Source organism: Streptomyces sp. NPDC096152 (assembly GCF_044763235.1).
Lineage (GTDB): Bacteria > Actinomycetota > Actinomycetes > Streptomycetales > Streptomycetaceae > Streptomyces.
This window is the reverse complement of sequence record NZ_JBIWFW010000001.1, coordinates 1,166,772-1,191,397: the sequence shown is the minus strand read 5'-3', so window position 1 is coordinate 1,191,397 and position 24,626 is coordinate 1,166,772. Positions and strand designations below refer to the sequence as shown.

General features: G+C 75.0%; 20 protein-coding genes. 14 read left to right on the top strand and 6 right to left on the bottom strand.

Annotation, left to right across the window (positions count from 1 at the left end; translation table 11 throughout):
* The first annotated feature begins 1 nt into the window (after window position 1).
* Genes ACIQ9G_RS05200 through cobI form a run of 7 tightly spaced genes read left to right on the top strand, consistent with a single transcriptional unit; the run spans window position 2 to window position 10,950 of the window.
* Window positions 2-958 (top strand): cobalamin biosynthesis protein, encoded by a 957-nt coding sequence (locus ACIQ9G_RS05200; RefSeq protein ID WP_403606506.1) that lies wholly within the window; start codon window positions 2-4, stop codon window positions 956-958.
* On the top strand, window positions 955-2,463 hold the full coding sequence (locus ACIQ9G_RS05195) for a cobyric acid synthase (protein WP_403606503.1): 1,509 nt from the start codon (window positions 955-957) through the stop codon (window positions 2,461-2,463). Before ACIQ9G_RS05200 ends, ACIQ9G_RS05195 begins: the two co-directional genes overlap by 4 nt.
* Complete coding sequence (cobN, locus tag ACIQ9G_RS05190; protein WP_403606500.1) at window positions 2,460-6,113, top strand: cobaltochelatase subunit CobN; 3,654 nt, start codon at window positions 2,460-2,462, stop codon at window positions 6,111-6,113. The genes ACIQ9G_RS05195 and cobN overlap by 4 nt, the downstream gene beginning before the upstream one ends.
* A complete protein-coding gene (locus ACIQ9G_RS05185; protein WP_403606497.1) occupies window positions 6,110-8,137 on the top strand; it encodes a putative cobaltochelatase in 2,028 nt (675 codons plus the stop codon). The genes cobN and ACIQ9G_RS05185 overlap by 4 nt, the downstream gene beginning before the upstream one ends.
* Window positions 8,137-8,736, top strand: coding sequence for a cob(I)yrinic acid a,c-diamide adenosyltransferase (gene cobO / locus ACIQ9G_RS05180; RefSeq protein ID WP_403606494.1), 600 nt, complete (start codon window positions 8,137-8,139; stop codon window positions 8,734-8,736). Before ACIQ9G_RS05185 ends, cobO begins: the two co-directional genes overlap by 1 nt.
* A gap of 4 nt (window positions 8,737-8,740) precedes the next feature.
* The gene (locus tag ACIQ9G_RS05175) at window positions 8,741-10,222 is read left to right on the top strand and encodes a cobyrinate a,c-diamide synthase (RefSeq protein WP_403606491.1); all 1,482 of its coding nucleotides are present in this window, start codon (window positions 8,741-8,743) and stop codon (window positions 10,220-10,222) included.
* Complete coding sequence (cobI, locus tag ACIQ9G_RS05170) at window positions 10,219-10,950, top strand: precorrin-2 C(20)-methyltransferase (protein WP_403606488.1); 732 nt, start codon at window positions 10,219-10,221, stop codon at window positions 10,948-10,950. Before ACIQ9G_RS05175 ends, cobI begins: the two co-directional genes overlap by 4 nt.
* Before the next feature lie 17 nt (window positions 10,951-10,967).
* Here cobI and ACIQ9G_RS05165 read toward each other — a convergent pair whose 3' ends face one another.
* Complete coding sequence (locus ACIQ9G_RS05165) at window positions 10,968-11,696, bottom strand: ZIP family metal transporter (protein ID WP_402439004.1); 729 nt, start codon at window positions 11,694-11,696, stop codon at window positions 10,968-10,970.
* A gap of 95 nt (window positions 11,697-11,791) precedes the next feature.
* On the opposite strand from ACIQ9G_RS05165, the gene cobM reads away from it, so the two are divergent.
* Genes cobM through cobC form a run of 6 tightly spaced genes read left to right on the top strand, consistent with a single transcriptional unit; the run spans window position 11,792 to window position 18,208 of the window.
* Window positions 11,792-12,610 (top strand): precorrin-4 C(11)-methyltransferase, encoded by an 819-nt coding sequence (gene cobM / locus ACIQ9G_RS05160; protein WP_392195853.1) that lies wholly within the window; start codon window positions 11,792-11,794, stop codon window positions 12,608-12,610.
* Window positions 12,607-13,893, top strand: a complete 1,287-nt coding sequence (gene cbiE / locus ACIQ9G_RS05155; protein WP_403606484.1) for a precorrin-6y C5,15-methyltransferase (decarboxylating) subunit CbiE — start codon at window positions 12,607-12,609, stop codon at window positions 13,891-13,893. Before cobM ends, cbiE begins: the two co-directional genes overlap by 4 nt.
* Window positions 13,890-15,605, top strand: a complete 1,716-nt coding sequence (gene cobJ, locus ACIQ9G_RS05150) for a precorrin-3B C(17)-methyltransferase (protein WP_403606482.1) — start codon at window positions 13,890-13,892, stop codon at window positions 15,603-15,605. The genes cbiE and cobJ overlap by 4 nt, the downstream gene beginning before the upstream one ends.
* Window positions 15,602-16,186, top strand: coding sequence for a precorrin-8X methylmutase (locus ACIQ9G_RS05145; protein ID WP_403606479.1), 585 nt, complete (start codon window positions 15,602-15,604; stop codon window positions 16,184-16,186). The genes cobJ and ACIQ9G_RS05145 overlap by 4 nt, the downstream gene beginning before the upstream one ends.
* Window positions 16,183-17,127, top strand: a complete 945-nt coding sequence (locus ACIQ9G_RS05140) for a sirohydrochlorin chelatase (RefSeq protein ID WP_403606476.1) — start codon at window positions 16,183-16,185, stop codon at window positions 17,125-17,127. The genes ACIQ9G_RS05145 and ACIQ9G_RS05140 overlap by 4 nt, the downstream gene beginning before the upstream one ends.
* Window positions 17,117-18,208, top strand: a complete 1,092-nt coding sequence (gene cobC / locus ACIQ9G_RS05135) for an Rv2231c family pyridoxal phosphate-dependent protein CobC (protein WP_403606473.1) — start codon at window positions 17,117-17,119, stop codon at window positions 18,206-18,208. The genes ACIQ9G_RS05140 and cobC overlap by 11 nt, the downstream gene beginning before the upstream one ends.
* A 215-nt stretch (window positions 18,209-18,423) precedes the next feature.
* On the opposite strand, the gene ACIQ9G_RS05130 is transcribed toward cobC, so the two are convergent.
* The 5 genes from ACIQ9G_RS05130 to ACIQ9G_RS05110 all read right to left on the bottom strand — a co-directional run bounded on the left by ACIQ9G_RS05130 (window position 18,424) and on the right by ACIQ9G_RS05110 (window position 23,255).
* Window positions 18,424-19,386, bottom strand: a complete 963-nt coding sequence (locus ACIQ9G_RS05130; RefSeq protein ID WP_403606470.1) for an SCO1860 family LAETG-anchored protein — start codon at window positions 19,384-19,386, stop codon at window positions 18,424-18,426.
* Between the two features lie 284 nt (window positions 19,387-19,670).
* Window positions 19,671-20,762 (bottom strand): amidohydrolase family protein, encoded by a 1,092-nt coding sequence (locus tag ACIQ9G_RS05125; RefSeq protein ID WP_403606467.1) that lies wholly within the window; start codon window positions 20,760-20,762, stop codon window positions 19,671-19,673.
* Window positions 20,763-20,779: 17 nt separating this feature from the next.
* Window positions 20,780-21,574: an amino acid ABC transporter ATP-binding protein gene (locus tag ACIQ9G_RS05120; protein ID WP_403606464.1), complete on the bottom strand. Its 795-nt coding sequence runs from the start codon at window positions 21,572-21,574 to the stop codon at window positions 20,780-20,782.
* Window positions 21,571-22,416: an amino acid ABC transporter permease gene (locus ACIQ9G_RS05115; protein ID WP_403606461.1), complete on the bottom strand. Its 846-nt coding sequence runs from the start codon at window positions 22,414-22,416 to the stop codon at window positions 21,571-21,573. The genes ACIQ9G_RS05120 and ACIQ9G_RS05115 overlap by 4 nt, the downstream gene beginning before the upstream one ends.
* On the bottom strand, window positions 22,413-23,255 hold the full coding sequence (locus ACIQ9G_RS05110) for an ABC transporter substrate-binding protein (RefSeq protein ID WP_403606458.1): 843 nt from the start codon (window positions 23,253-23,255) through the stop codon (window positions 22,413-22,415). The genes ACIQ9G_RS05115 and ACIQ9G_RS05110 overlap by 4 nt, the downstream gene beginning before the upstream one ends.
* 208 nt (window positions 23,256-23,463) lie before the next feature.
* Here ACIQ9G_RS05110 and ACIQ9G_RS05105 point away from each other — a divergent pair, with 208 nt between their 5' ends.
* Window positions 23,464-24,564, top strand: a complete 1,101-nt coding sequence (locus ACIQ9G_RS05105; RefSeq protein WP_403606455.1) for a pyridoxal-phosphate-dependent aminotransferase family protein — start codon at window positions 23,464-23,466, stop codon at window positions 24,562-24,564.
* The last annotated feature ends 62 nt before the right edge of the window (window positions 24,565-24,626 follow it).

The window sequence follows — 24,626 nt, the reverse complement described above, 5'->3', positions numbered from 1 at the left end:
GATGGGTGCCGATCGCGTCTTCGCGTACGGCGCCGCCGCCGGCCTCCTCGGCGACCTGCTCCTCGGCGATCCGCGCCGCGGGCATCCCGTCGCCGCGTTCGGCCGCGCCGCGGCCGGCTTGGAAGCCGTGCTGTGGCGTGACCACCGGGGCTGGGGGGCGCTGCACACCGCGATGTGCGTGGGCGGCACCGTGGCCTGCGCCGGGCTCGCCGCGTCCGCCGTACGCCGCTCCCCCGCCGCCTCCGTCGCCCTGACCGCCGCCGCCACCTGGTCCGTGCTGGGCGGGACCTCGCTCGCGCGGGAGGCGCGGGCGGTCGGGCGGGCGCTGGCGGCCGGGGACGTCGAGGCCGCCCGGGCGCGGCTGCCCCATCTGTGCGGGCGGGACCCCGAGGCCCTGGACGCCGACGGGATCGCCCGCGCCGTCGTGGAGTCCGTCGCCGAGAACACCTCCGACGCCGTGGTGGGCGCCCTCACCTGGGGGGCCCTCGCCGGGGTGCCGGGGCTCCTCGGGTTCCGGGCCGTCAACACCCTGGACGCCATGGTCGGGCACAGGTCGCCGCGCCACCGGCGCTACGGCTGGGCCTCCGCGCGCCTGGACGACCTCGCCGGGTGGCCGGGGGCGCGGCTCACCGCCGTACTGGCGGCCGCGGCCGGGCCAGATCCGCGCGGGGCCGTCCGTGTCTGGCGGGCCGACGCCGGGCGGCACCCGAGCCCCAACGCCGGTCCGGTCGAGGCCTCGTTCGCCGGGGCGCTCGGGGTGCGGCTCGGCGGCACCCTCGCGTACGGGGGGCGCGTGGAGCACCGGCCGGTGCTCAACGGACCGGGGCGCGCCGTCCGGGTGGGTGACATCGAACGGGCGGTACGGCTCTCCCGCCGGGTGGGCCTGCTCGCCCTGGGCGCCGGTGTGGCCGGACGGTTCGCGATGCGCGCCGTCCTCGCGAAGGGACGTAAGCGATGAACGGCGGGCTGCTCGTCGCCGGTACGACCTCCGACGCCGGGAAGAGCGTCGTCACCGCCGGGATCTGCCGGTGGCTGGTGCGGCAGGGGGTCAAGGTCGCGCCGTTCAAGGCGCAGAACATGTCCCTCAACTCGTTCGTGACGCGCGAGGGCGCCGAGATCGGGCGGGCGCAGGCCATGCAGGCCCAGGCGTGCCGGGTGGAGCCCACCGCGCTGATGAACCCCGTGCTGCTCAAGCCGGGCGGCGAGCAGAGCAGCCAGGTCGTGCTGCTCGGCAGGCCGGTCGGCGAGCTGAGCGCGCGCGGGTACCACGGCGGGCGGCAACAGCGCCTGCTGGGCACGGTGCTCGACTGCCTCGCCGAACTGCGCGGCACGTACGACGCGGTGATCTGCGAGGGCGCCGGCAGCCCGGCCGAGATCAACCTGCGCCGCACCGACATCGTGAACATGGGCATCGCCCGCAACGCGCGGCTGCCCGTGCTCGTGGTCGGCGACATCGACCGCGGCGGCGTCTTCGCCTCCTTCTTCGGCACCGTCGCCCTGCTGTCGCCCGAGGACCAGGAGCTCGTCGCCGGGTTCCTGGTCAACAAGTTCCGCGGGGACGTCTCGCTGCTGGAGCCGGGCCTGGACATGCTGCACGGGCTGACCGGGCGGCACGCCTACGGGGTGCTGCCGTTCCGGCACGGGCTCGGCATCGACGAGGAGGACGGACTGCGCGTCTCCCTGCGGGGCGCGGTCCGGGAGTCCGTGGTGGCCCCTCCGCTCGGCGAGGACGTCCTGCGGGTCGCCGTCTGCGCCGTACCGCTGATGTCCAACTTCACCGACGTGGACGCGCTGGCCGCCGAACCGGGCGTCGTGGTGCGGTTCGTGGACCGGCCCGAGGAACTGTCCGACGCGGACCTCGTCGTGGTCCCGGGCACCCGCGGCACGGTCCGCGCCCTGGAGTGGCTGCGCGAGCGGGGCCTGGCGGACGCGCTCGCCCGGCGCGCGGCCGAGGGCCGGCCGGTGCTCGGCGTCTGCGGCGGCTTCCAGCTCCTCGGCGAGCACATCGAGGACGAGGTCGAGAGCCGCCGCGGGCACGTCGAGGGGCTCGGACTGCTGCCCGTGCGGGTACGGTTCGCCCACGAGAAGACCCTCGCCCGGCCCGTCGGCGAGGCGCTCGGCGAGCGGGTCGAGGGATACGAGATCCACCACGGGGTCGCCGAGGTCACCGGCGGCGAACCCTTCCTGGACGGCTGCCGGGTGGGCGGCGTCTGGGGCACCCACTGGCACGGCTCGCTGGAGTCGGACGCCTTCCGGCGGGCCTTCCTGCGCGAGGTGGCGGCCGCCGCGGGCCGCCGCTTCGTCCCCGCCCCCGGCACCTCCTTCGCCGCGCTGCGCGAGGAGCAGCTCGACAAGCTCGGCGACCTGATCGAACAGCACGCGGACACGGACGCGCTGTGGCGGCTCATCGAGTCCGGCGCGCCGCAAGGACTGCCCTTCATCCCACCGGGAGCGCCCGCATGAGCACAGTGTTGTTGTTGTCGACCGCCGACACCGATCTGCTGGCGGCGCGGGCCTCCGGCGCCGCGTACCGGATCGGCAACCCGACCCGGGTCGACGTCGACACCGAACTGCCCGCCCTGCTCGACGGCGCGGACCTCGCCGTCGTACGCCTGCTCGGCGGCAGAAGGGCCTGGGAGGACGGGCTCGACGCGCTGCGGGCGTCCGGCGTCCCGACCGTGCTGCTCGGCGGGGAGAGCGTGCCGGACGCGGAGCTGATGGCCGAGTCGTCGGTGCCGGCCGGCGTGGTCGCGGAAGCGCTGCGCTACCTCGTCGAGGGCGGCCCGGGCAACCTCGCCGAACTCGCCCGCTTCCTGTCCGACACGGTGCTGCTCACCGGGGAGGGCTTCGACGAGCCGGAGCGGATGCCGGAGTACGGCGTCCACGGCGACCGCCCGTCCGCCGCGGACCGCCCGACCGTGGGCGTGCTGTTCTACCGGGCCCACGAACTGAGCGGCAACACCGCCTTCGTGGACACCCTGTGCGACGCGATCGAGGCGCACGGCGCCAACGCCCTGCCGGTGTACTGCGGTTCGCTGCGCGGCGCGGACGCCGGGCTGTACGAAATCCTCGGCCGTGCCGACGCCCTGGTCGCCACCGTGCTCGCCGCCGGCGGCACCCACGCCTCGCAGGCCTCCGCGGGCGGGGACGAGGAGTCCTGGGACGTCGGGGCACTGGCCGAGCTGGACATCCCCGTGCTGCAGGGGCTCTGCCTCACCTCCTCCCATGCCGCCTGGGAGGAGTCCGACGCCGCCCTGTCCCCCATGGACGCGGCGATGCAGGTCGCGATCCCCGAGTTCGACGGCCGCCTGATCACCGTGCCGTTCTCCTTCAAGGAGCAGGGCCCCGACGACGTGCCCGTGTACGTCGCCGACCCGGAGCGGGCCGCGCGCGTGGCCGGGATCGCCGTACGGCACGCGCGGCTGCGGCACAAGCCGAACGCGGAGAAGAGGCTCGCGCTGGTCTTCACCGCCTACCCGACCAAGCACTCGCGCGTCGGCAACGCGGTCGGCCTCGACACCCCCGCCTCGGCGGTACGGGTCCTCGACGCCCTGCGGGACGCCGGGTACGCGCTCACCGACTACCCCGACAACGGCGACGAGCTGATCCACCGGCTCATCGAGGCGGGCGGCCACGACGTCGAGTGGCTGACGGAGGAGCAGCTCGCCGCCGCGCCCGCGCGCGTGCCACTGGCCGACTACCGCTCCTGGTTCGACGAGCTCGACCCGGAACTGCGGACCGCGATGCTCGACGCGTGGGGCGAGCCGCCGGGCTCGCTGTACGTCGACGGCGACGACATCGTGCTCGCCTCCCTGCGGTTCGGGAACGTCGTCGTGATGATCCAGCCGCCGCGCGGCTTCGGGGAGAACCCGATCGCGATCTACCACGACCCCGACATGCCGCCGTCGCACCACTACATGGCGGCCTACCGCTGGCTGGAGAACTCCTTCGGCGCCGACGCGATCGTCCACATGGGCAAGCACGGCACGATGGAGTGGCTGCCCGGCAAGGGGCTGGGGCTGAGCGGGAGCTGCGCGCCGGACGCCGTCCTCGGTGACCTGCCCCTCGTCTACCCCTTCATCGTCAACGACCCCGGCGAGGGCACCCAGGCCAAGCGGCGCGGCCACGCCACGGTCGTCGACCACCTGGTGCCGCCGATGGCCCGCGCCGACACCTACGGCGACCTCGCCAAGCTGGAGCAACTGCTCGACGAGTACGCGCTCGTGTCCGATCTGGACCCGGCGAAGGCCCCGGCCGTGCGGGCCCAGATCTGGACCCTGGTGAAGGCCGCCGAGCTGCACCACGACCTGCACGTCGACGAGCAGCCGGACGACGACACGTTCGACGAGTTCGTGATGCACATCGACGGCTACCTGTGCGAGATCAAGGACGTGCAGATCCGCGACGGACTGCACGTCCTGGGGGGCGGCCCGGTGGGCGAGCCGCGGGTGAACCTCGTGCTCGCCGTGCTGCGCGCCTCCCAGGTGTGGGGCGGGCGGGCGAACGCGCTGCCGGGCCTGCGGGCCTCGATCGCGGCCCACTTCGGGCTGGTGGAGAAGGAGCTGCTGGCCGAGCCCGGCGCCCCGGTGAAGGTGCCGGTGGAGCTGACGGACCTGGTCGAAGGTCCCGCGCGCACGGCCGCCGACGCGATCGACCTGCTGGAGCAGCTGTGCCGGCGGGTCGCGGAGGGGATGGAGGCCCGGGCGTGGGACGTCGCTGCGGCACCCGCCCTGGTCCGCGACGCCCTCGGCACCGAACTCCCGGACGCCGTGGCCGTGCTGGAGTTCGCCTGCACCGAGGTCGTGCCACGGCTGGCGCGGACCACCGACGAGATCGGCCACATCCTCCGAGCGCTGAACGGCGGTTACGTCCCGGCGGGCCCGTCGGGCTCCCCCACGCGCGGTCTGGTCAACGTCCTGCCGACCGGCCGCAACTTCTACTCGGTCGACCCCAAGGCCATTCCGTCCAGGCTGAGTTGGGAGGTCGGGCAGTCGCTCGCCGACTCGCTGGTGCAGCGGTACCTGGCCGATACCGGCGCGTACCCGAAGTCGGTCGGCCTCACGGTCTGGGGCACGTCCGCGATGCGCACCCAGGGCGACGACATCGCCGAGGTCCTCGCCCTGCTGGGCTGCCGCCCGGTGTGGGACGACGCGTCGCGCCGGGTGACCGGCTTCGAGGTGGTCCCGCTCGCGGAGCTCGGCCGGCCGCGCATCGACGTGACGGTCCGTATCTCCGGCTTCTTCCGGGACGCCTTCCCGCACGTGGTCGGGCTGATCGACGACGCGGTGCGGGCCGTGGCGGAGCTGGACGAGCCCGCCGAGTCCAACTTCGTACGGGCCCACGTGGACGAGGACGCGGCGCGGCACGGCGACCGGCGGCGGGCCACGGCCCGGATCTTCGGCTCCAAGCCGGGGGCGTACGGCGCCGGGCTGCTGCCGCTGATTGACGCCCGCAACTGGCGCTCGGACGCCGACCTCGCCGAGGTCTACGCGGTGTGGGGCGGCTACGCGTACGGGCGGGGGCTCGGCGGGCGGGCGGCGCGCGGGGACATGGAGACGGCGTTCCGGCGGATCGCCGTGGCGGCGAAGAACGTCGACACCCGCGAGCACGACCTCGTCGACGCCGACGACTACTTCCAGTACCACGGCGGCATGGTCGCCATGGTGCGCCATCTGACCGGCGCGAGCCCCGAGGCGTACGTCGGCGACTCCGCCGTGCCCGACCAGGTGAAGACGCGGACGCTCGGCGAGGAGACGCACAGGGTTTTCCGGGCCCGGGTGGTCAATCCGCGCTGGATGGCGGCGATGCGGCGGCACGGCTACAAGGGCGCATTCGAGATGGCGGCGACCGTCGACTACCTCTTCGGGTACGACGCCACGGCCGGGGTGGTCGACGACTGGATGTACGAGAAGCTCAGCGCGGAGTACGTCTTCGACGCGGAGAACCGGGACTTCATGAAGAAGTCCAACCCGTGGGCGCTGCGCGGCATCACGGAACGGCTGCTGGAGGCCGCCGACCGCGGCCTGTGGGCCGAGCCGGACGCGGACACGCTGGAGCGGCTGCGCGCCACCTATCTGGAGCTCGAAGGCGACTTGGAGGGCGACGAGAAGTGAGTACCCCGTTCCCGTTCACGGCCGTCGTCGGCCAGGACGACCTGCGGCTCGCGCTGCTGCTGAACGCCGTGTCCCCGGCGGTCGGCGGTGTGCTGGTGCGCGGCGAGAAGGGCACCGCCAAGTCCACGGCCGTGCGCGCGCTTTCGGCGCTGCTGCCGGAGGTGGACGTCGTCTCCGGCTGCCGGTTCTCCTGCGACCCCGCGGCGCCCGATCCGGCGTGCCCCGACGGGCCGCACGCGCCGGGGGCGTTCGCGTCCCGCCCGGCGCGCATGGTGGAGCTGCCGGTCGGCGCCTCCGAGGACCGGCTGGTGGGCGCCCTCGACATCGAGCGGGCGCTCGCCGAGGGCGTGAAGGCCTTCGAGCCGGGCCTGCTCGCCGACGCGCACCGCGGCATCCTCTACGTCGACGAGGTCAACCTGCTCCACGACCATCTCGTGGACCTGCTGCTGGACGCGGCCGCGATGGGCGCCTCGTACGTCGAGCGCGAGGGCGTCTCCGTGCGGCACGCCGCACGCTTCCTGCTGGTCGGCACCATGAACCCCGAGGAGGGCGAGCTGCGGCCGCAGCTGCTCGACCGGTTCGGGCTGACCGTGGAGGTCGCGGCCTCACGCGAGCCCGACCAGCGGGTGGAGGTGGTGCGCCGGCGCCTCGCGTACGACGACGACCCGATCGCCTTCGCCGCGCGGTGGGCGGACGAGGAAGCCGCCGTACGGCAACGGATCGTGGCGGCAAGGGAGTTGCTGCCGTCGGTGCGCCTCGGCGACGGGGCGCTGCGGCAGATCGCGGCGACCTGTGCCGCCTTCGAGGTGGACGGGATGCGCGCCGACATCGTGATGGCGCGTACGGCGACGGCGCTGGCGGCCTGGGCGGGCCGCACCGACGTGCTCGCCGAGGACGTACGGCAGGCCGCGCTGCTCGCGCTGCCGCACCGCAGGCGCCGGAACCCGTTCGACGCGCCGGGGCTGGACGAGGACAAGCTGGACGAGACGCTGGAGGAGTTCTCCGGCGAGGACGGGGGCGGGCGCGAAGGCGGCGAGGGCGAGGGCGACGACGATCCCGGTCCGGACGGGCCGGGCGGGGGCGGCGGCCGGCCGGCGCCGGACAGCGGCCCGGACGGCGGTGACACGTCCGCGCGGCCGGGGTCCGCGGAGGACGCGGAACCGCAGGCCTCCGGCGCGGGTTCCGGCGAGCAGGCCCCGGCACGCGCCGCCGAGCCCTTCCGCGCGAAGGTGCTGAGCGTGCCCGGGATCGGCGAGGGCGCCACCGGGCGGCGTTCGCGGGCGCGGACCGAGCACGGGAGGACGACCGGGGCCCGGCGGCCCCGGGGGACGCTCTCCAAGCTGCACCTGGCGGCCACCGTCCTGGCGGCGGCCCCGCATCAGCGGGCGCGGGGCCGCTCCGGGCCGGGGCTGGTCGTGCGCCGGGACGATCTGCGGCAGGCGACCCGGGAGGGCCGCGAGGGCAACCTCGTGCTGTTCGTGGTGGACGCCTCCGGGTCGATGGCGGCCCGGCAGCGGATGGGGGCCGTCAAGGGAGCCGTGCTGTCGCTGCTGCTGGACGCCTACCAGCGGCGGGACAAGGTGGGCCTGGTGACCTTCCGCGGCACGGACGCGCAGGTCGCCCTGCCGCCCACGTCGTCCGTGGACGCGGCGGCGGCGCGGCTGGAGAAGCTGCCGACCGGGGGCCGTACGCCGCTGGCCGCCGGGCTGCTCAAGGCGCACGAGGTGCTGCGGGTGGAGCGGCTGCGGGACCCGGCGCGGCGGGCGCTCGTGGTGGTGGTGACCGACGGGCGGGCCACCGGCGGCCCGGAGCCGGTCGCCCTCGCGGGGCGCGCGGCCCGGCTGTTCGCGGCCGAGCGGGTCGCGTCGGTGGTCGTCGACTGCGAGTCGGGCCCGGTGCGGCTGGGCCTGGCCGGACAGCTCGCGGGCGAGCTGGGCGGTACGGCGGTGACGCTGGACGAGCTGCGGGCGGACAGCATCGCCGGCTTGGTGAGGGACGTGCAGGGGACCAGGAGGGCCGCGTAATGCCACAGGGACAGCCGAGTAGCGTGCCGGACGACGGCCTGACGACCCGTCAGCGCCGCAACCGGCCGCTGGTCGTCGTGCACACCGGGATCGGCAAGGGCAAGTCGACGGCCGCCTTCGGGCTGGCGCTGCGCGCCTGGAACCAGGGCTGGCCCATCGGGGTGTTCCAGTTCGTCAAGTCGGCCAAGTGGAAGGTCGGTGAGGAGAACGCGCTGCGGGTGCTGGGCGCCTCCGGCGAGGGCGGCACGGTCGACTGGCACAAGATGGGCGAGGGCTGGTCGTGGGTCCAGCGGGACGCCCAGATGGACAACGAGCAGAAGGCCCGCGAGGGCTGGGAGCAGGTCAAGCGGGACCTGGCCGCCGAGACGTACCGGCTGTACGTGCTCGACGAGTTCGCGTACCCGATGCACTGGGGCTGGGTCGACACCGACGAGGTGGTCGAGGTGCTGCGCGACCGGCCGGGCACCCAGCACGTGGTGATCACCGGGCGGAACGCGCCGGAGAAGCTGGTCGGCTTCGCGGACCTCGTCACGGACATGTCCAAGGTCAAGCACCCGATGGACGCGGGCCAGAAGGGCCAGAGAGGCATCGAGTGGTGAGGCCGTGCTGACCTCGTCCTCCTCGTCCGTGCCCCGGCTGGTCGTCGCCGCGCCCGCCTCCGGCAGCGGCAAGACCACCGTCGCCACGGGGCTGATGGCCGCGCTGACCGCGCGGGGGCTCGCCGTGTCCCCGCACAAGGTCGGGCCGGACTACATCGACCCCGGGTACCACGCGCTCGCCACCGGGCGGGTGGGGCGCAACCTCGACGCGTACCTGTGCGGGCCGGAGCTCGTCGGCCCGCTGTTCGCGCACGGCGCGCACGGGTGCGACGTGGCCGTCGTCGAGGGTGTGATGGGGCTGTACGACGGGGCCGCCGGGGAGGGTGAACTGGCGTCCACCGCCCAGGTGGCGAAGCTGCTGCGGGCGCCGGTGGTGCTCGTCGTGGACGCGTCGTCGCAGTCGCGGTCCGTGGCGGCGCTGGTGCACGGGTTCGCCTCCTGGGATCCGGAGGTGCGGGTCGCGGGCGTGATCCTGAACAAGGTCGCCTCGGACCGGCACGAGGAGCTGCTGCGGGAGGCGCTGGACTCCGTCGGGGTGCCGGTGTTCGGGGTGCTGCGGCGGGCGCCGCAGGTGAACACGCCGTCGCGGCATCTGGGGCTGGTGCCGGTCGCCGAGCGGCGGGCGGACGCGGTGACCGCGGTGGCGGCGATGGCGGCGCAGGTGTCCGACGGGTGCGACCTGGACGCGCTGATGGCGCTGGCGCGGGGGGCGGGGGCGTTGTCGTGTGCGGCGTGGGACGCGGCCGGGGCCCTGGCCGCTTCGCCCCCTACGCCTCTTCCCGTCCCGTCCCCGGGGGCTGCCGCCCCCGGACCCCCGCTTCGGCCTGAACGGCCTCGTGCGCAAACTCCCCCGAGCCCTTCGAGCAGGGGGTGCCCCCGGGACAGGCTGAAGGTCGCCGTGGCCGGTGGGGCCGCGTTCACCTTCTCCTACGCCGAGCACACGGAACTCCTGACCGCCGCGGGCGCCGAGGTCGTGCCCTTCGACCCCCTGCGTGACGAGCGACTGCCGGACGGGACAAGCGGGTTGGTCATCGGCGGTGGCTTTCCCGAGGTGTACGCGGCCGAGCTGTCCGCCAACGAGCCGCTGCGCAAGGCGGTCGCTGCCCTCGCGGAGTCCGGGGCTCCCGTGGCCGCCGAGTGCGCCGGGCTGCTCTACCTGTGCCGGGAGCTGGACGGGCTTGCGATGTGCGGGGTGCTCGACGCGTCCGCCCGGATGAGCGAGCGGCTCACGCTCGGCTACCGGGACGCCGTGGCCCTCGGCGACAGCGTGCTCGCCGCCGCCGGGGAGCGGATGCGGGGCCACGAGTTCCACCGGACCGTCGTCGAGCCCGGCTCGGGGGCGGCCCCCGCCTGGGGCGTGCGCGCTCCTCGACGGCGGGTCGAAGGTTTCGTACAGCGCGGTGTGCACGCGAGTTATCTGCACACGCACTGGGCGTCCGCGCCCGGTGTCGCCCGTCGGTTCGTCGAGAGGTGCCGGACGTCATGAGCAGCAGGCTGATCGGGGTGGGGGTCGGGCCCGGCGACCCGGAGCTGGTGACCGTCAAGGGCGTGAACGCGCTGCGCGCGGCCGAGGTCGTCGTCGTCCCCGTGATGGACACCCTGGAGCGGGGGCGGGCCGAGGCGACCGTGCTGCACTACGTGCCCGCGGAGAAGGTGCTGCGGGTGGTGTTCGCGCTGAACGAGCGGACCGACCGGACGCGGCGGGAGGCCGCCTGGGACGCCGCGGGCGAGCGGGTCGCCGGGCTGCTGAGGGACCGCGGCAGCGTCGCCTTCGCCACCATCGGCGATCCGAACGTGTACTCCACCTTCACGTATCTCGCGCACACCGTCGCCGCGCTGGTGCCGGGGACCGTGGTGGAGACCGTGCCCGGTATCACCGCGATGCAGGATCTTGCGGCGCGTTCGGGGGCCGTGCTGACCGAGGGCACGGAGCCGCTCACGCTCGTGCCCGTCACCGCCGGGTCCGCCGTGCTGAAGGACGCCCTCGCGGGTCCGGGCACGGTGGTCGCCTACAAGTTCGGGCGGCAGGCGGGCGAGGTCGCCGAGGCGCTGCGGGAGACGGGGCGGATCGGCGACGCGGTGTGGGGGTCGGCGCTCGGGCTGCCGGAGGAGTCGATCCGGCCGGCCGCGGACCTCGACGGGGAGACGCTGCCGTATCTGTCGACGCTGATCGCGCCCGCTCGCCGCGACGGCGGGCGGGGCGGCAAGCTGTGAGCCGTGTCCGGGCCGGCTCAGCCCGCCAGGCCCACCACCAGCCAGATGAAGGCCGCGCCCGCGATCGTGCACAGCAGGGTCGAGCGGGCCGGGTGTTCGTGGTGCGCCTCGGGCAGGATCTCGGCCGCGGCGAGGTAGAGCAGGGCCCCGCCGAACAGTCCGAGATACCCGCCGAGCACCTTCTCGGGAATGGTGAGGAAGACGGCCAGGGCCGCGCCGACCACGGGTGCCACCGCGTCCGCGACGAGCATCCCGATCGCCTTGCGGCGCTCGTTGCCGTACACGGTGGTGAGGGTGAAGGTGTTGAAGCCGTCCGCGAAGTCGTGGGCGATGACGGCCACCGCGACGGCGAGGCCCATGCCGCCGCCCACGTGGAAGGCCGCGCCGATCGCCAGGCCGTCCATGGCGCTGTGCCCGACCATCGCGGCCGCCGCCGTCAGGCCCACCTCGGGCGCGCGGTGGACGTGCTCCTCGGCGCCGTGCGCCGCCCGGCGGCCGGCCAGCAGGCGCTCCACCAGGTGGGCGACGAGGAAGCCCGCCACGAACAGCAGCAGCGCCGCCGGCACGCCGAACACCTCGGCGTCCGCGGCGCGCAGGGCCTCCGGCAGCAGGTCCAGGCCGACCACGCCCAGCATCAGTCCGCCGGCCAGCCCCAGGACCAGATGGCGGCGGTCGGTCACCCGCTGCGCCGTCCAGCCTCCGGCCAGCGTCATCAGGAACGCGCCCAGCGCGACGAAGACCGCCATGTGCCCTTGCTATCGGATCAGGCCCCGGTTGCGCACATCCGGCCCCGCCCGACCCCGTACACACCATGACATTCCGCACGAGAGGACCCGATCCCATGGCCGATGCCCCCACCGGCAAGGTGACCTTCGTCGGTGCCGGCCCCGGCGCCGCCGACCTGCTGACGTTCCGCGCCGCCCGCGCGATCGCCGAGGCCGACATCGTGATCTGGGCGGCCAGCCTGGTGCAGGCGGAGGTGCTCGACCACGCGCGCGCGGACGCGGAGGTGCTGGACTCGGCGGCCCTGTCGCTGGAGGACGTGGTCGCGGTGTACGAGCGGGCGCACACGGAGGGGCTGCGGGTCGCCCGTATCCACTCCGGCGACCCGGCGCTGTGGGGCGGCACCCAGGAGCAGCTCGACCGGTGCGCGGCGATCGGCCTGGCCACCGAGGTGGTGCCGGGGGTCTCCGCCTTCTCGGCCGTCGCCGCCCTCGCGCAGCGGGAGCTGACCATCCCCGAGGTCGCGCAGTCGGTCGTCCTCACCCGGCTGGGCGGCGGCAAGACGCCGATGCCGCCCGGCGAGGAGGTGCGCGAGTTCGCCCGGCACGGCACCACCATGGCGATCTTCCTGTCGGCGGCCCGCAGCGGCCAGCTCGTGCGGGAGCTGCTGGAGGGCGGGTATCCCACGTCCACCCCGGTCGTCGTCGCGTACCAGGCGACCTGGCCGGAGGAGCTGGTCGTGCGGTGCACGGTCGGCACGCTGGAGGAGACCGTCAAGGAGCACCGGCTCTGGAAGCACACCCTGTTCCTGGTCGGTCCGGCGCTCGACGCCCACGGCACGCGCTCGCACCTGTACCACCCGGGCCACTTCCACGGCTTCCGCAAGGCCGACCCGGAGGCCCGCAGGGCCCTGCGCGCGCGGGGTGCGAGCACGTGATCACGGTCGTCGGCGCGGGCACCGGCGCGCCCCCGGACGGCGGGGCGCTGGCCGGGGCGGAGCTCGTGGTGGGCGGCCGGCGGCACCTGGACGCCGTACCGCTGCCGGAGACGGCCGAGCGGATCGTGCTGGGGCCGCTGGCCCCCGCCCTGGACACGATCGGGGAGTACGTAGCGAAGGACCGGCCCGTGGTGGTGCTGGCCTCCGGCGATCCCGGGTTCTTCGGGATCGTGCGGGCGCTGGCGGAGCGGTTCGGCGCCGGGCGGCTCGACGTGCGGCCCGGCGTCTCCTCCGTCGCCACCGCCTTCGCCCGGCTCGGGCTGCCCTGGGACGACGCGGTGGTGGTGAGCGCGCACGGGCGGGACCTGCGGACGGCCGTCAACGCGTGCCGGGCGCACCCGAAGGTGGCCGTGCTGACGGGGCCCGGCGCCGGGCCGGCCGAGCTGGGCGCCGCGCTGGCCCCGGACCACGGCGACCGTGTGCTCGTCGTCGCCGCCGCGCTCGGCGACCCGGACGGCGAGCGGGTGCGGCGGGTCACGCCCGCCGGGGCCGCGGCCCGCGACTGGGGTCCGGCGGTGAGCGTGGTGCTGTGCCTGGACGAGGCGCGCGTGCTCGGGGCCGCGCGGACGGTCGCCGGGCCGCCCGCGGCACCGGCCGGCTGGGCGCTGGCGGAGGACGCGTTCGTGCACCGCGACTCGATGATCACCAAGTTCGAGGTGCGCGCGCTGGCCCTGGCCCGGCTCGGGCCGCGGCTGGGCGACCTGGTGTGGGACGTCGGCGCCGGGTCGGGCTCCGTCGCCGTGGAGTGCGCGCGGCTCGGCGCCGCCGTGGTCGCCGTCGAGAGGACGGCGGACGGGGTGGAGCGGATCCGTGCCAACGCCGCCGCGCACGGCGTCGGTGTGGCCGTGGTGCACGGCGCGGCGCCGGACGCGCTGTCCGGGCTGGGCGACGATCCCGACGCGGTGTTCGTCGGCGGTGGCGGGCGCGAACTGCCCGCCGTTGTCACCGCGTGCGCCCGCCGGGCCCGGCGCACCGTCGTGGTCGCGATGGCCGCGCTCGACCGGGTGCCCGCGGCCCGCGAGGCGCTCACCGCCGCCGGGTTCGCCTGCGACGGGGTGCTGCTGCAGTCGTCCCGGCTCGCGCCCCTGCCGGGCGACGTGACCCGGCTGGCGGCGACCAATCCCGTGTTCCTGCTGTGGGGCGTGCGGCCCCCGGCGCGTACCGGCAGCCGTACCGACCTCGGTACCGGCGCCGGCATCGACATCGAAGGAGTTGCCCAGTGATCGGCCTCATTTCCGCCACCGCGGCGGGCACGGCCGCCCGTGACCGGCTGGCGGCCGCCTGGCCGGACCGTACCCGGGTGTACGACGGGCCCGTCGGGGACGCCGTACGGGCCGCCTTCGCCGAGTGCGAGCGGCTCGTGTGCTTCCTGGCGACGGGTGCGGTGGTCCGGCTGGTAGCACCGCTGCTGGACGGCAAGACGTCCGACCCGGGTGTGGTGTGCGTCGACGAGGGCGGGCGGTTCGCCGTGTCGCTGATCGGCGGGCACGCCGGCGGGGCCAACGAACTCGCCCAGGAGGTGGGCGAGTTGCTGGGCGCGGCGCCGGTGGTGACGACGGCGACGGACTCCGTCGGACTGCCCGGCCTCGACACCCTGGGGCTGCCGGTGGAGGGCGACGTCGCGGCGGTGTCTCGGGCGCTGCTGGACGGCGAGCCGGTGGCGCTGGCGGCCGAGGTGGCCTGGCCGCTGCCCCCGCTGCCGCTGGCCCGGGAGGGTTCGTACACGGTCCGGCTGACCGACCGGGCCGTCGCGCCCGGCGAGCGGGAGGTGCTGCTGCGCCCGCCGTCCCTCGTCGTCGGCGTCGGCGCCTCCCGGGGCGCCCCCGTCGAGGAGGTGCTCGGGCTGGTCGAGGACGCCCTGCGGGACGCCGGGCTCTGCCTCCGCTCCCTCGCCGAACTCGCCACCGTCGACGCCAAGGCCGGCGAGCCCGGCATCGTCGCGGCGGCCGAACGGCTCGGGGTGCCCCTGGTGACGTACACCGCCGAGGAGCTGGCGGCGGTCGAGGTGCCCAACCCGTCCGACGCGCCGCTCGCCGCGGTCGGCACCCCGTCGGTCGCGGAGGCCGCCGCCCTCGCCCGCGGCGGTGAACTCCTGGTTCCCAAGCGGAAGTCGGAGCGCGCCGACGGGCAACCGGCGCGGGCCACCTGCGCCGTCGTGCGGCGGCCCGGACGCGGCCGGCTCGCCGTCGTCGGGCTGGGGCCCGGCGCACGGGACCTGCTCACCCCGCGGGCCAGGGCCGAACTCCGGCGCGCCCGGGTGCTGGTCGGGCTCGACCAGTACGTCGACCAGATCCGCGACCTGCTGCTTCCCGGCACCCGGATCCTGGAGTCGGGTCTCGGCGCGGAGGAGGAGCGGGCCCGCACCGCGGTCGCCGAGGCCCGTGCCGGGCACGCGGTCGCCCTCATCGGCAGCGGGGACGCCGGCGTCTACGCCATGGCCTCCCCCGCCCTCGCGGAGGCGTCCGACGACATCGACGTGATCGGTGTGCCGGGCGTGACGGCGGCCCTCGCGGCCGGGGCGCTGCTCGGCGCGCCGCTCGGCCACGACCACGTCTCGATCAGCCTGTCCGACCTGCACACGCCGTGGGAGGTCATCGAGCGGCGGGTGCGGGCGGCGGCCGGGGCGGACCTCGTCGTGACCTTCTACAACCCGCGCTCCCGGGGCCGCGACTGGCAGTTGCCGAAGGCGCTCGCGATCCTCGCCGCCCACCGGGAGCCGGGGACCCCCGTCGGCATCGTCCGCAACGCCTCACGGCCGGACGAGTCCACCCGGCTGACCAGCCTGGCCGAACTGGACCCGGCGTGGGTCGACATGATGACGGTCGTGACGGTGGGCAACACCGCGACCCGTGAGATCGCCGGCCGCATGGTCACCCCGCGCGGCTACCGCTGGCAGGACACCCGGCCCGGCGACCGGCAGGAGGAGGCCCGGTGAACCGTGTGGTCCATCCGATCGAGCAGGAGTCGTTCCGGCGGCTGCGCACCCGCCTGGACACCTCGCACTTCGCGCCCCTGACGCGGGCGGTGGTGGAGCGGGTGATCCACTCCAGCGCCGACCTCGCCTACGCCGACGACCTCGTCCTCGACGAGGAGGAGCTGCTCACGGCGCACGCCGCGCTGCACGCCGGGGCGCCCGTGGTCGTGGACGTGGAGATGGTGGCCGCCGGGATCACCCGGCGCGACACCGTCTGCCGGCTGAAGGACGCGCGCTCCGGCCCCGGACTGACCCGCTCGGCGCACGCGATCCGGCTCGCCTACGAGGACGTCGGCCCCGGAGCGCTGTGGGTGATCGGCTGCGCGCCGACCGCCCTGGAGGAGCTGCTCACGCTGGACGCCGCGCCGGCGCTCGTCGTCGGGCTGCCCGTCGGTTTCGTCGGGGCGGCCGAGTCCAAGGCCGCGCTGCGGGAGAGCGGACTGCCCGGCGTGAGCAACGTGTCCGAGAAGGGCGGTTCGGCGGTCGCCGCCGCCGCGCTCAACGCCCTGCTGTACCACCCCATCGCGAAGGAGACCCCGTGACCACCCCGCCGCCCGCCCTGCTCATCGCCGGTCACGGCACCCGGGACGAAGCCGGAGCCGAGGCGTTCCGCGCCTTCGTGCGGGAGCTGGGCCGCCGCCACCCCGAACTGCCCGTCGCGGGCGGCTTCATCGAGCTGTCCCCGCCGCCGCTGGGCGAGGCGGTCACCGAACTGGTGGAGCGGGGCGTACGCCGGTTCGCCGCCGTGCCGCTGATGCTGGTGGCCGCCGGGCACGCCAAGGGAGACATCCCCGCGGCGCTGGCCCGGGAGAAGGAGCGGCACCCCGGGATCTCGTACACCTACGGCCGTCCGCTGGGCCCGCACCCCGCGCTGCTGAGCGTGCTGGAGCGGCGGCTGGACGAGGCGCTCGGCGGCGCCGCGCCCGAGGAACGGGCGGAGGTGACGGTGCTGCTGGTCGGCCGCGGCTCGACGGACCCGGACGCCAACGCCGAGGTGTCCAAGGCGGCGCGGCTGCTGTGGGAGGGCCGCGGGTACGCGGGCGTGGAGACGGCGTTCGTGTCGCTGGCGGCGCCGGACGTGCCGAGCGGGCTGGACCGGTGCGCCCGGCTCGGTGCCCGGCGGATCGTCGTGCTGCCGTACTTCCTGTTCACCGGCATCCTTCCCGACCGGGTGCGCAGGCAGACCGAGGAGTGGGCGGCGGCGCACCCGGAGGTGGAGGTGCGGTCGGCGGACGTCATCGGACCGGAGCCGGAGCTGCTGGACCTGGTGATGGAGCGCTACCGGGAGGCCGTCGGGGGCGATCTGCGGATGAACTGCGACTCTTGCGTGTACCGGATCGCGCTGCCGGGCTTCGAGGACAAGGTGGGCATGCCGCAGCAGCCGCACTTCCACCCGGACGACGACGGCCACCACCACGGACACGGCCACGGGCACGGCCACGGGCACCACCACGGCGGGCACTCCCCCTCCCATGCGCACTGAGGACGTCGCCGGGACGGCCGCCGGGGACGGACCCGACCTGCGGCACCACGGGGACGCCGAGGTGCGCGACGACGGCTCGGCGCTGGTCGATCTCGCCGTGAACGTCCGCGCGGGCACCCCGCCGGGGTGGCTGCGGGAGCGGATCGCCGCCTGTCTGGACGGCCTCGCCGCCTATCCGGACGGGCGGGCCGCGCGGGCCGCGGTGGCGGCGCGGCACGGGCTGCCCGCGGAGCGGGTGCTGCTGACGGCGGGGGCCGCGGAGGCCTTCGTGCTGCTGGCCCGTGCCCTGAAGGTGCGTCAGCCGGTGGTGGTGCACCCGCAGTTCACGGAGCCGGAGGCGGCGCTGCGGGACGCGGGGCACAGCGTCGGGCGGGTGCTGCTGCGGGCGGAGGACGGCTTCCGGCTCGACCCGGCCGCGGTGCCCGAGGGCGCGGATCTGGTGGTGGTCGGCAACCCGACCAACCCCACGTCGGTGCTGCACCCGGCGGCCGCCGTCGCCGCACTGGCCCGCCCGGGGCGGACGCTCGTGGTGGACGAGGCCTTCATGGACGCGGTGCCGGGTGAGCGGGAGGCGCTGGCGGGGCGGACGGACGTGCCCGGCCTGGTGGTGCTGCGCAGCCTGACCAAGACGTGGGGCCTGGCCGGCCTGCGGATCGGGTACGTGCTGGCGGCCCCGGAGACCATCGCGGAGCTGGAGCGGGCGCAGCCGCTGTGGCCGGTGTCCACGCCGGCGCTCACGGCGGCACAGGCGTGCGTGGAGCCGCGCGCCCTCGCGGAGGCGGCCCGGGCGGCCGACCGCGCCGCCGCCGACCGGGCCCACCTGGTGGCGGGCCTGGGCGCGTTCGCGTCCCGCGGGGTGCGGGTGGCGGAACCGGCCGAGGGCCCCTTCGTCCTGGTCCGCGTCCCGGACGCGGCGACCGTACGGCGGCGGCTGCGCGCCCTCGGGTACGCGGTGCGCCGCGGGGGCACCTTCCCGGGCCTGGGCGAGGACTGGCTCCGTCTGGCGGTACGGGACCGGGCCACGGTGGACGGCTTCCTGGACGCACTGGAGCGGGCGCTCGGGGCCACGACGGGGACGTAGGGCGGGTCCCGGGCGGCGCCATCGCCCGGGACCCGCGCCCGTCGGCGCCCCAGCCGGTCCGCCCGGCCCGCCGGAACCCTGCACCCCGACGCGCGGGCCCCGCCGGCCGGCGCCGTCCGACGGCCCCCGGCGCCCCGGCGCGTCAGCCGTGCCCGTCGGCCACGCCACCCTGGCGCACAGGCGCACCGGTCACCCCGGCCCCCGGTCCCCGCGCGTCACCCCCGTCGGCGGCGTGCCAGGGCGAACGCTCCTCCGCCCGCTGCGAGCAGGGCGACGGAGCCGGCCGCGAGGTAGGGAGTCAGGGTGCTGCCGCCGGTCTCCGCAAGGTCCGATTTCGCGGGTGTTCCCTGGGGCCTGATGTCGGGCGCCGGGGACGCGGGCGCGGCCTGGGCCCCGGTGCCGGGGGCGGGGGGCGCGGACTGCGCGGCCGGCTCGGTCGGGGTGGATCCGGCCGGTGCCGACGGGGCGCGGCAGGTGGCCTCGGCGAGGGTCACGGTCCCCTCGACCTCGGCGACGTTCAGCTTCAACGGGTCGACCGAGACGCGGAGTCGCAGGGCCGTGGCCGCGGCGGTACGGGACGTGGTCTGCCGCTTCGACAGGTCCAGGCGCACCTCGCCGACGCCCGGCACCCGTACGTCCGTCGTGCCGCCAGCCGTGAGCGTCACCTTCTTGCCGAGCACCGTGACCGAGCCCAGCGCGTTCGCCGTGGCGACCGGCGCCTTCCCGGGCGCGCAGGTCGCCCTGGCGGTGACGTCCTCGACCTCGACGAGGGGCAGCAGGGGCAGTCCGGGGAGGTGGAGGCGGGCGTGGGTGAGGCGGACCGAGCCCTCGGCCCCGCTCCCGTCCGCGGTCGCCCTGGCCGAGGCCACGTCCGCGCGGAGCACGCTGAACGGCCTTCCGCCGTCGACGCCGTCCAGCCGGGCGGTCAGCGCGGTCTTCTCGGCGCTCCGCGGCGCCTGGACGTCGTTGAGCGAGACGGAGAGCGGAACGTCCAACGTCCTGTCGAGCAGGGAGACGTCGAGTCCGGTGCGCAGGACGACGGCGGTCGCGCGGCCATGGTCGGTGGTCGCGTGCGCGGTGCCCGCGCCGGTCAGCGTCAGCGGGCCCGCGGCCAGGGCGGTGACCGCGGCGACGGTGGCGCAACGGCGTGCGGGCAGGCGGAAGGTGGTGCCGTTCAAGGTGTGGGACCCCCAGTGAGACATGCTTGGGACCCGGCAAGAATTACGCACTGAGAGTGAACAGTCAGAGATCCAGCGTGACTTCACCCCATCGTGGCAGTTTCGGGAGTCTTTTCGAATCTCTGGGCACCCGTGTTCGCCGGCATCACCCCCACACCCCTCTCGAAGTGGACGAGCGGGTCGACGACCGGCGCACACGACGGAGTGCACAACGCCTCCGGCAGGGCCCCGGTCACGCCCCGTCAACCGACACGGCCGGGCGGCCCCGGGACCGGACCGGCGTCCTAGCCGACGACCCGGCCGTTCAGCACCACGCGGCGGGGTGCCGCCAGGACCCGTACGTCCGCGCGCGGGTCCTCGGGGTACACCACCAGGTCCGCGGGCGCGCCCTCGTCCAGGCCGGGCCGGCCGAGCCAGCGGCGGGCGCCCCACGTCGTCGCCGACAGTGCCTCGACGGGCGGTATGCCTGCCGTCGCCAGCTCCGCGACCTCGCCCGCCACCAGGCCGTGCGGCAGCGTGCCCCCGGCGTCCGTGCCGACGTACACCGGGATGCCGGCGTCGTGGGCGGCGCGGACGGTGTCGTAGCGGCGGTCGTACAGCCGGCGCATGTGCGCCGACCAGCGCGGGAACCTGGACTCGCCGCCTTCGGCGAGCTTGGGGAAGAGGGCGATGTTCACCAGGGTCGGCACGATGGCGACGCCGCGCTCGGCGAACAGCGGGATCAGGTCCTCGGTCAGGCCCGTGGCGTGCTCGACGCAGTCGATCCCGGCCTCCACCAGGTCCCGCAGCGAGTCCTCGGCGAAGCAGTGCGCGGTGACGCGCGCGCCCAGGCGGTGGGCCTCGGCGATCGCCGCCTCGGCCGCCTCGCGCGGCCAGCAGGCCGACAGGTCGCCGAGGTCCCGGTCGATCCAGTCGCCGACCAGCTTGACCCAGCCGTCACCGCGCCGGGCCTCCCGGGCGACGTACGCGACGAGGTCCTCGGGCTCCACCTCGTGGGCGTAGTTGCGGATGTAGCGGCGGGTGCGGGCGATGTGGCGGCCCGCCCGGATGATCTTCGGCAGGTCCTCGCGGTCGTCGATCCAGCGGGTGTCCGAGGGCGAACCGGCGTCCCGGATCAGCAGGGTGCCGGCCTCCCGGTCGGTCAGCGCCTGCTTCTCGGAGACGTCGTCGGCGACCGGGCCGTGCGCGTCGAGGCCGACGTGGCAGTGCGCGTCGACGAGACCGGGCAGCGCCCAGCCCTCGACGGTACGGACGTCACGGGCAGCGGCGGGCCGCTCGTACGAGATCCGGCCGCCGACGACCCACACCTCGTCGCGGACCTCGTCCGGGCCGACCAGGACCCGTCCCCTCACCTGCAGCACGGCGTCATCGCTCATGCCCGCACCCTAGTCAGTCACGGTCGCTTCCCGCCCACCCGGTCGGAGGTCTCCTCCTCCACCTCGGCCATCGCGGGGTCGAGCAGGCGGGAGAGGAAGTGGCGGGTGCGCTCGTGGGCGGGGTTCTGGATCACCTGGTCCGGGGCGCCGTCCTCGACGACCACTCCGCCGTCCATGAAGACGACCCGGTCCGCGACCTCGCGGGCGAAGGTCATCTCGTGGGTGACCACCATCATCGTCATGCCCTCGTCGGCGAGCATCCGCATCACGGCGAGGACGTCCCCGACCAGTTCGGGGTCGAGCGCCGAGGTCGGCTCGTCGAAGAGCATCACCTCCGGGCCCATGGCGAGCGCGCGGGCGATGGCGACGCGCTGCTGCTGGCCGCCGGAGAGGGAGGACGGGTAGGCGCCGGCCTTCTCCGACAGCCCGACGCGCTCCAGGTTCTCGGCGGCCACCCGGGCCGCCGTCGCCCGGTCCCGCCGCAGCACCCGGCGCTGCGGGAGCGTGAGGTTGTCGGTCACCGACAGGTGCGGGAAGAGGTTGAACTGCTGGAAGACCATGCCGATCCGGCGGCGGGCCGCGTCGATGTCCACGTCGGGGTCGGTCAGTTCGGTGCCGCCGACGACGACCTGGCCCCGGGTGGGCTCCTCCAGCAGGTTCACGCAGCGCAGCAGGGTCGACTTGCCGGAGCCGGAGGGGCCGATGACGCAGACGACCTCGCCCCGGCCGATCTCCAGGTCGATGCCGCGCAGCACCTCGTTGTCGCCGAAGGACTTGTGCAGGTCGCGGATCAGGATCTCGGGGGTGCTCACTTGACGGCCTCCTGGGCCTTGGCCTCCATACGGCGGGCGACGAAGCCGAGCGGGATCGTGACCAGCAGGTAGCACAGGCCGGCGACCAGGATCGGCGTGGAGTTGGCGGTCGTGCTGGCCAGGTCGCGCCCGAACTTCGACAGCTCGCGCTCCTCCAGGGTGACACCGAGGAACAGCACCAGCGAGGAGTCCTTGAAGAGCTGGACGAGTTCGTTGGTGAGCGGCGGGAGGATGATCCGGAAGGCCTGCGGGACGACGATGGAGACCATGGCCCGCGCGGGCGAGAAGCCCAGCGAGCGCGCCGCTTCCGTCTGCCCCTTGGGGACGGCCTGGAGTCCGGCCCGGATCGTCTCCGCCATGTACGCGGCGGAGACCAGGCCGAGCGCGAGGGCGACCTTGCCGTACGTCCCGCCGACGATCTCCGTGCCGGGGAAGGCCAGCGGCACGGCCACGCCGACGAAGATGAAGATCAGCAGGGCGGGAAGGCCGCGGAAGACCTCGATGTAGAGGCCCGCGAGCCAGCGGTAGGGGCCGACGGACGACAGCCGCATCAGCGCGATCACCATGCCGAGCACCAGGCCGACGGCGAAGCCGGACAGGGTGTAGAGCACGGTGTTCTTCAGCGCCAGGGTGATGACGTCCGGGAACATCTGCTCGGCGATGCCGGGCTGCGCGAACTGGTTCTGCAGCCGTCCCCAGTCCGCCGTGACCGCGAGGGCGAGCACGGCGGCGACGAAGACGGCGTACTGGACGCCGCGGGACAGCCTGCGCCTCTGGCGCCGGGTGAGGCCCTTCCCGCGCGGCCGGACCGGGGCCGTGGGGGTGCCGGTGGCGTCCGTCATGAGGCGGAGGGCGAGGCCGCGGCGGCGTCGTACGGACCGATCCACCGCTCGTACAGCTTCTTGTAGGTGCCGTCGGCCTTCGCGTCCGCGATCGCCTTGTTGATCGCGGCGCGGAGCTTGGTGTTGCCCTTCTTCACCGTGAAGCCGTACTGCTCGCCGGTTTCGAGGTTGTCGACGACCTTGAAGGCGCCCGCGTTGGCCTTGTCCTTGAGCCAGCCCTGGACGACCGGGTAGTCGATGACGACGCCCTGGACCTGGCCGGTGCGCAGACCGTTGAGGAGGGCGTCGGAGGACTCGAAGGAGATCGGGTCGAAGCCCCGCTTCTTGGCGTAGTCCTCGCCGGTGGTCTGCGCCTGCGTGCCGAGCTTCCTGCCCTTGGCCTTGAGGCCGGCGAAGGAGGTGACGCCGCTCTTGCGGTCGACGAGGACGGCCTGGGTGGCGTTGAAGTACGGGTCGGAGAAGTCGACGTTCTTCTTGCGCTCGGGGGTGATCGTCATGCCGGCCGCGGCGAGGTCGCACCGGCCGGAGTTGAGGAAGGCGCCGGTCTTGAAGTTCTCGAAGGGGGTGTCGAGGATCTGCTGCTTCACCCCGAGGTCCTTGGCGACCAGGTCGACGAGCGCGACGTCGAAGCCCTGGACCCTGCCGTCGATCTCCGACTGGAAGGGCGGGTAGGGCAGGTGGGTGCAGGTGGTCAGCTGCCCCGCCTTGACGACGTCGACCCCGCCGGCGGCCGTCTTGCCGCCGCTGCCGCTCGACGTGCAGCCGGCCACGAGCACCAGCCCGGCCGTAGCGGTGGTGGCGGCCAGGATGCGGGCCCGGCGCCCGGAGAGCGTGATCACGGGAGCGACCTCTCTGTGGGGGGATGGAGGGGGGAAGGTGTGCCGCAGGGAGACTGCGGGTTCCAATGATAAGGAGATCTTGGGGTTTCTCAAACCAATCCCATGGTTACAGGGCCCCGTGACCTGAGAAGTCACCGATGGAAGCCGTGTGACGGCCGCCGGTTACGCTCGATCTCGCCGACCTCGCGACCGAGAAGAGAGCACCGCCGTGACCCACCCCTTCCTGGACCTCGCCCCGCTGAGCGCCGCCCGCTTCGCCTCGATCGAGGACCGGGTGGCCCGGCTGCTCTCCACCGAGCAGGACGTCGTGATCATGCAGGGCGAGGCGCTGCTGCCGCTGGAGGGCGCGATCCGCGCCGCGGCCGGCCCCGGGACGACGGCGCTGAACATCGTGACCGGCCCGTACGGACAGACCTTCGGCGACTGGCTGCGGGACTGCGGGGCGACGGTGATCGACCTGGCGGTGCCGTTCCACACGGCGGTCACGGCGGCACAGGTCCGGCAGGCCTTCGCCGAGCACCCGGAGATCGACTTCGTGTCGCTGGTGCACGCGGAGGCGGCGACCGGCAACACCAACCCGGTCGCGGAGATCGGCGCGGCGGTGCGGGAGCAGGGGGCGCTGTTCTATCTGGACGCCGTCGCCTCGGTCGGCGCGGAGCCGGTGCTGCCGGACGCCTGGGGCGTGGACCTGTGCGTGATCGGGGCGCAGAAGGCGATGGGCGGGCCGGCCGGGGTGTCGGCGGTGTCGGTGAGCGAGCGGGCGTGGGCGCGGATGGCGGCGAACCCGCGGGCGCCGCGCCGCTCGTACCTGTCGCTGCTCGACTGGAAGGAGCGCTGGGTCGACGGCGGCCGCACCGCGCTGCTGCACGCGCCCGCGCAACTGGAGATGCTCGCCCTGGAGGCGTGCGTGGAGCGCATCGAGACGGCCGGCCTGGACACCGTGATGGCCCGCCACCGGTGCGCCGCCGCGGCAACCCGGGCGGGCGCGCTCGCGCTGGGCGGGGGTCTGGAGCCGTACGTGTACGAGGCGGCGGAGGCGGCCCCGGTCGCCACGACGCTGCGGGCGCCCTCCGGCGTGACGGCGTCCGAGCTGGTCGCGGACGCCCTGGCGGCGGACCCCGCGCTCCCTCTGGCGGCGGGCGGGGGCGCCCTGGCCAAGGAGATGATCCGCGTCAACCACTACGGCGCCGACGCCACCCGCGCGTCGGTCGAGGCCTGCCTCGCGGCGCTGGGCGGGGCGCTGGCCCGGAAGGGCGCGTCGGTCGACGTCGGGGCGGCGCGCCTCGCGGCGGCCGAGGCCTGGCGTTAGATCCCGCGGAACCCCTATATTCCAGAATTAGAATTCAGCTGATGAGCCATTCTGCTTCTGCC

What these genes read in the sequence shown, in the direction of transcription:
- cobM (WP_392195853.1), top strand. Translation starts at nt 11,792, where the DNA reads ATGGCCGATGCCCCCACCGGCAAGGTGACCTTCGTCGGTGCCGGCCCC.
- ACIQ9G_RS05165 (WP_402439004.1), bottom strand. Translation starts at nt 11,696, where the DNA reads ATGGCGGTCTTCGTCGCGCTGGGCGCGTTCCTGATGACGCTGGCCGGA.
- cobN (WP_403606500.1), top strand. Translation starts at nt 2,460, where the DNA reads ATGAGCACAGTGTTGTTGTTGTCGACCGCCGACACCGATCTGCTGGCG.
- ACIQ9G_RS05200 (WP_403606506.1), top strand. Translation starts at nt 2, where the DNA reads ATGGGTGCCGATCGCGTCTTCGCGTACGGCGCCGCCGCCGGCCTCCTC.
- ACIQ9G_RS05125 (WP_403606467.1), bottom strand. Translation starts at nt 20,762, where the DNA reads ATGAGCGATGACGCCGTGCTGCAGGTGAGGGGACGGGTCCTGGTCGGC.
- ACIQ9G_RS05115 (WP_403606461.1), bottom strand. Translation starts at nt 22,416, where the DNA reads ATGACGGACGCCACCGGCACCCCCACGGCCCCGGTCCGGCCGCGCGGG.
- cobI (WP_403606488.1), top strand. Translation starts at nt 10,219, where the DNA reads ATGAGCAGCAGGCTGATCGGGGTGGGGGTCGGGCCCGGCGACCCGGAG.
- cobO (WP_403606494.1), top strand. Translation starts at nt 8,137, where the DNA reads ATGCCACAGGGACAGCCGAGTAGCGTGCCGGACGACGGCCTGACGACC.
- ACIQ9G_RS05195 (WP_403606503.1), top strand. Translation starts at nt 955, where the DNA reads ATGAACGGCGGGCTGCTCGTCGCCGGTACGACCTCCGACGCCGGGAAG.
- cobC (WP_403606473.1), top strand. Translation starts at nt 17,117, where the DNA reads ATGCGCACTGAGGACGTCGCCGGGACGGCCGCCGGGGACGGACCCGAC.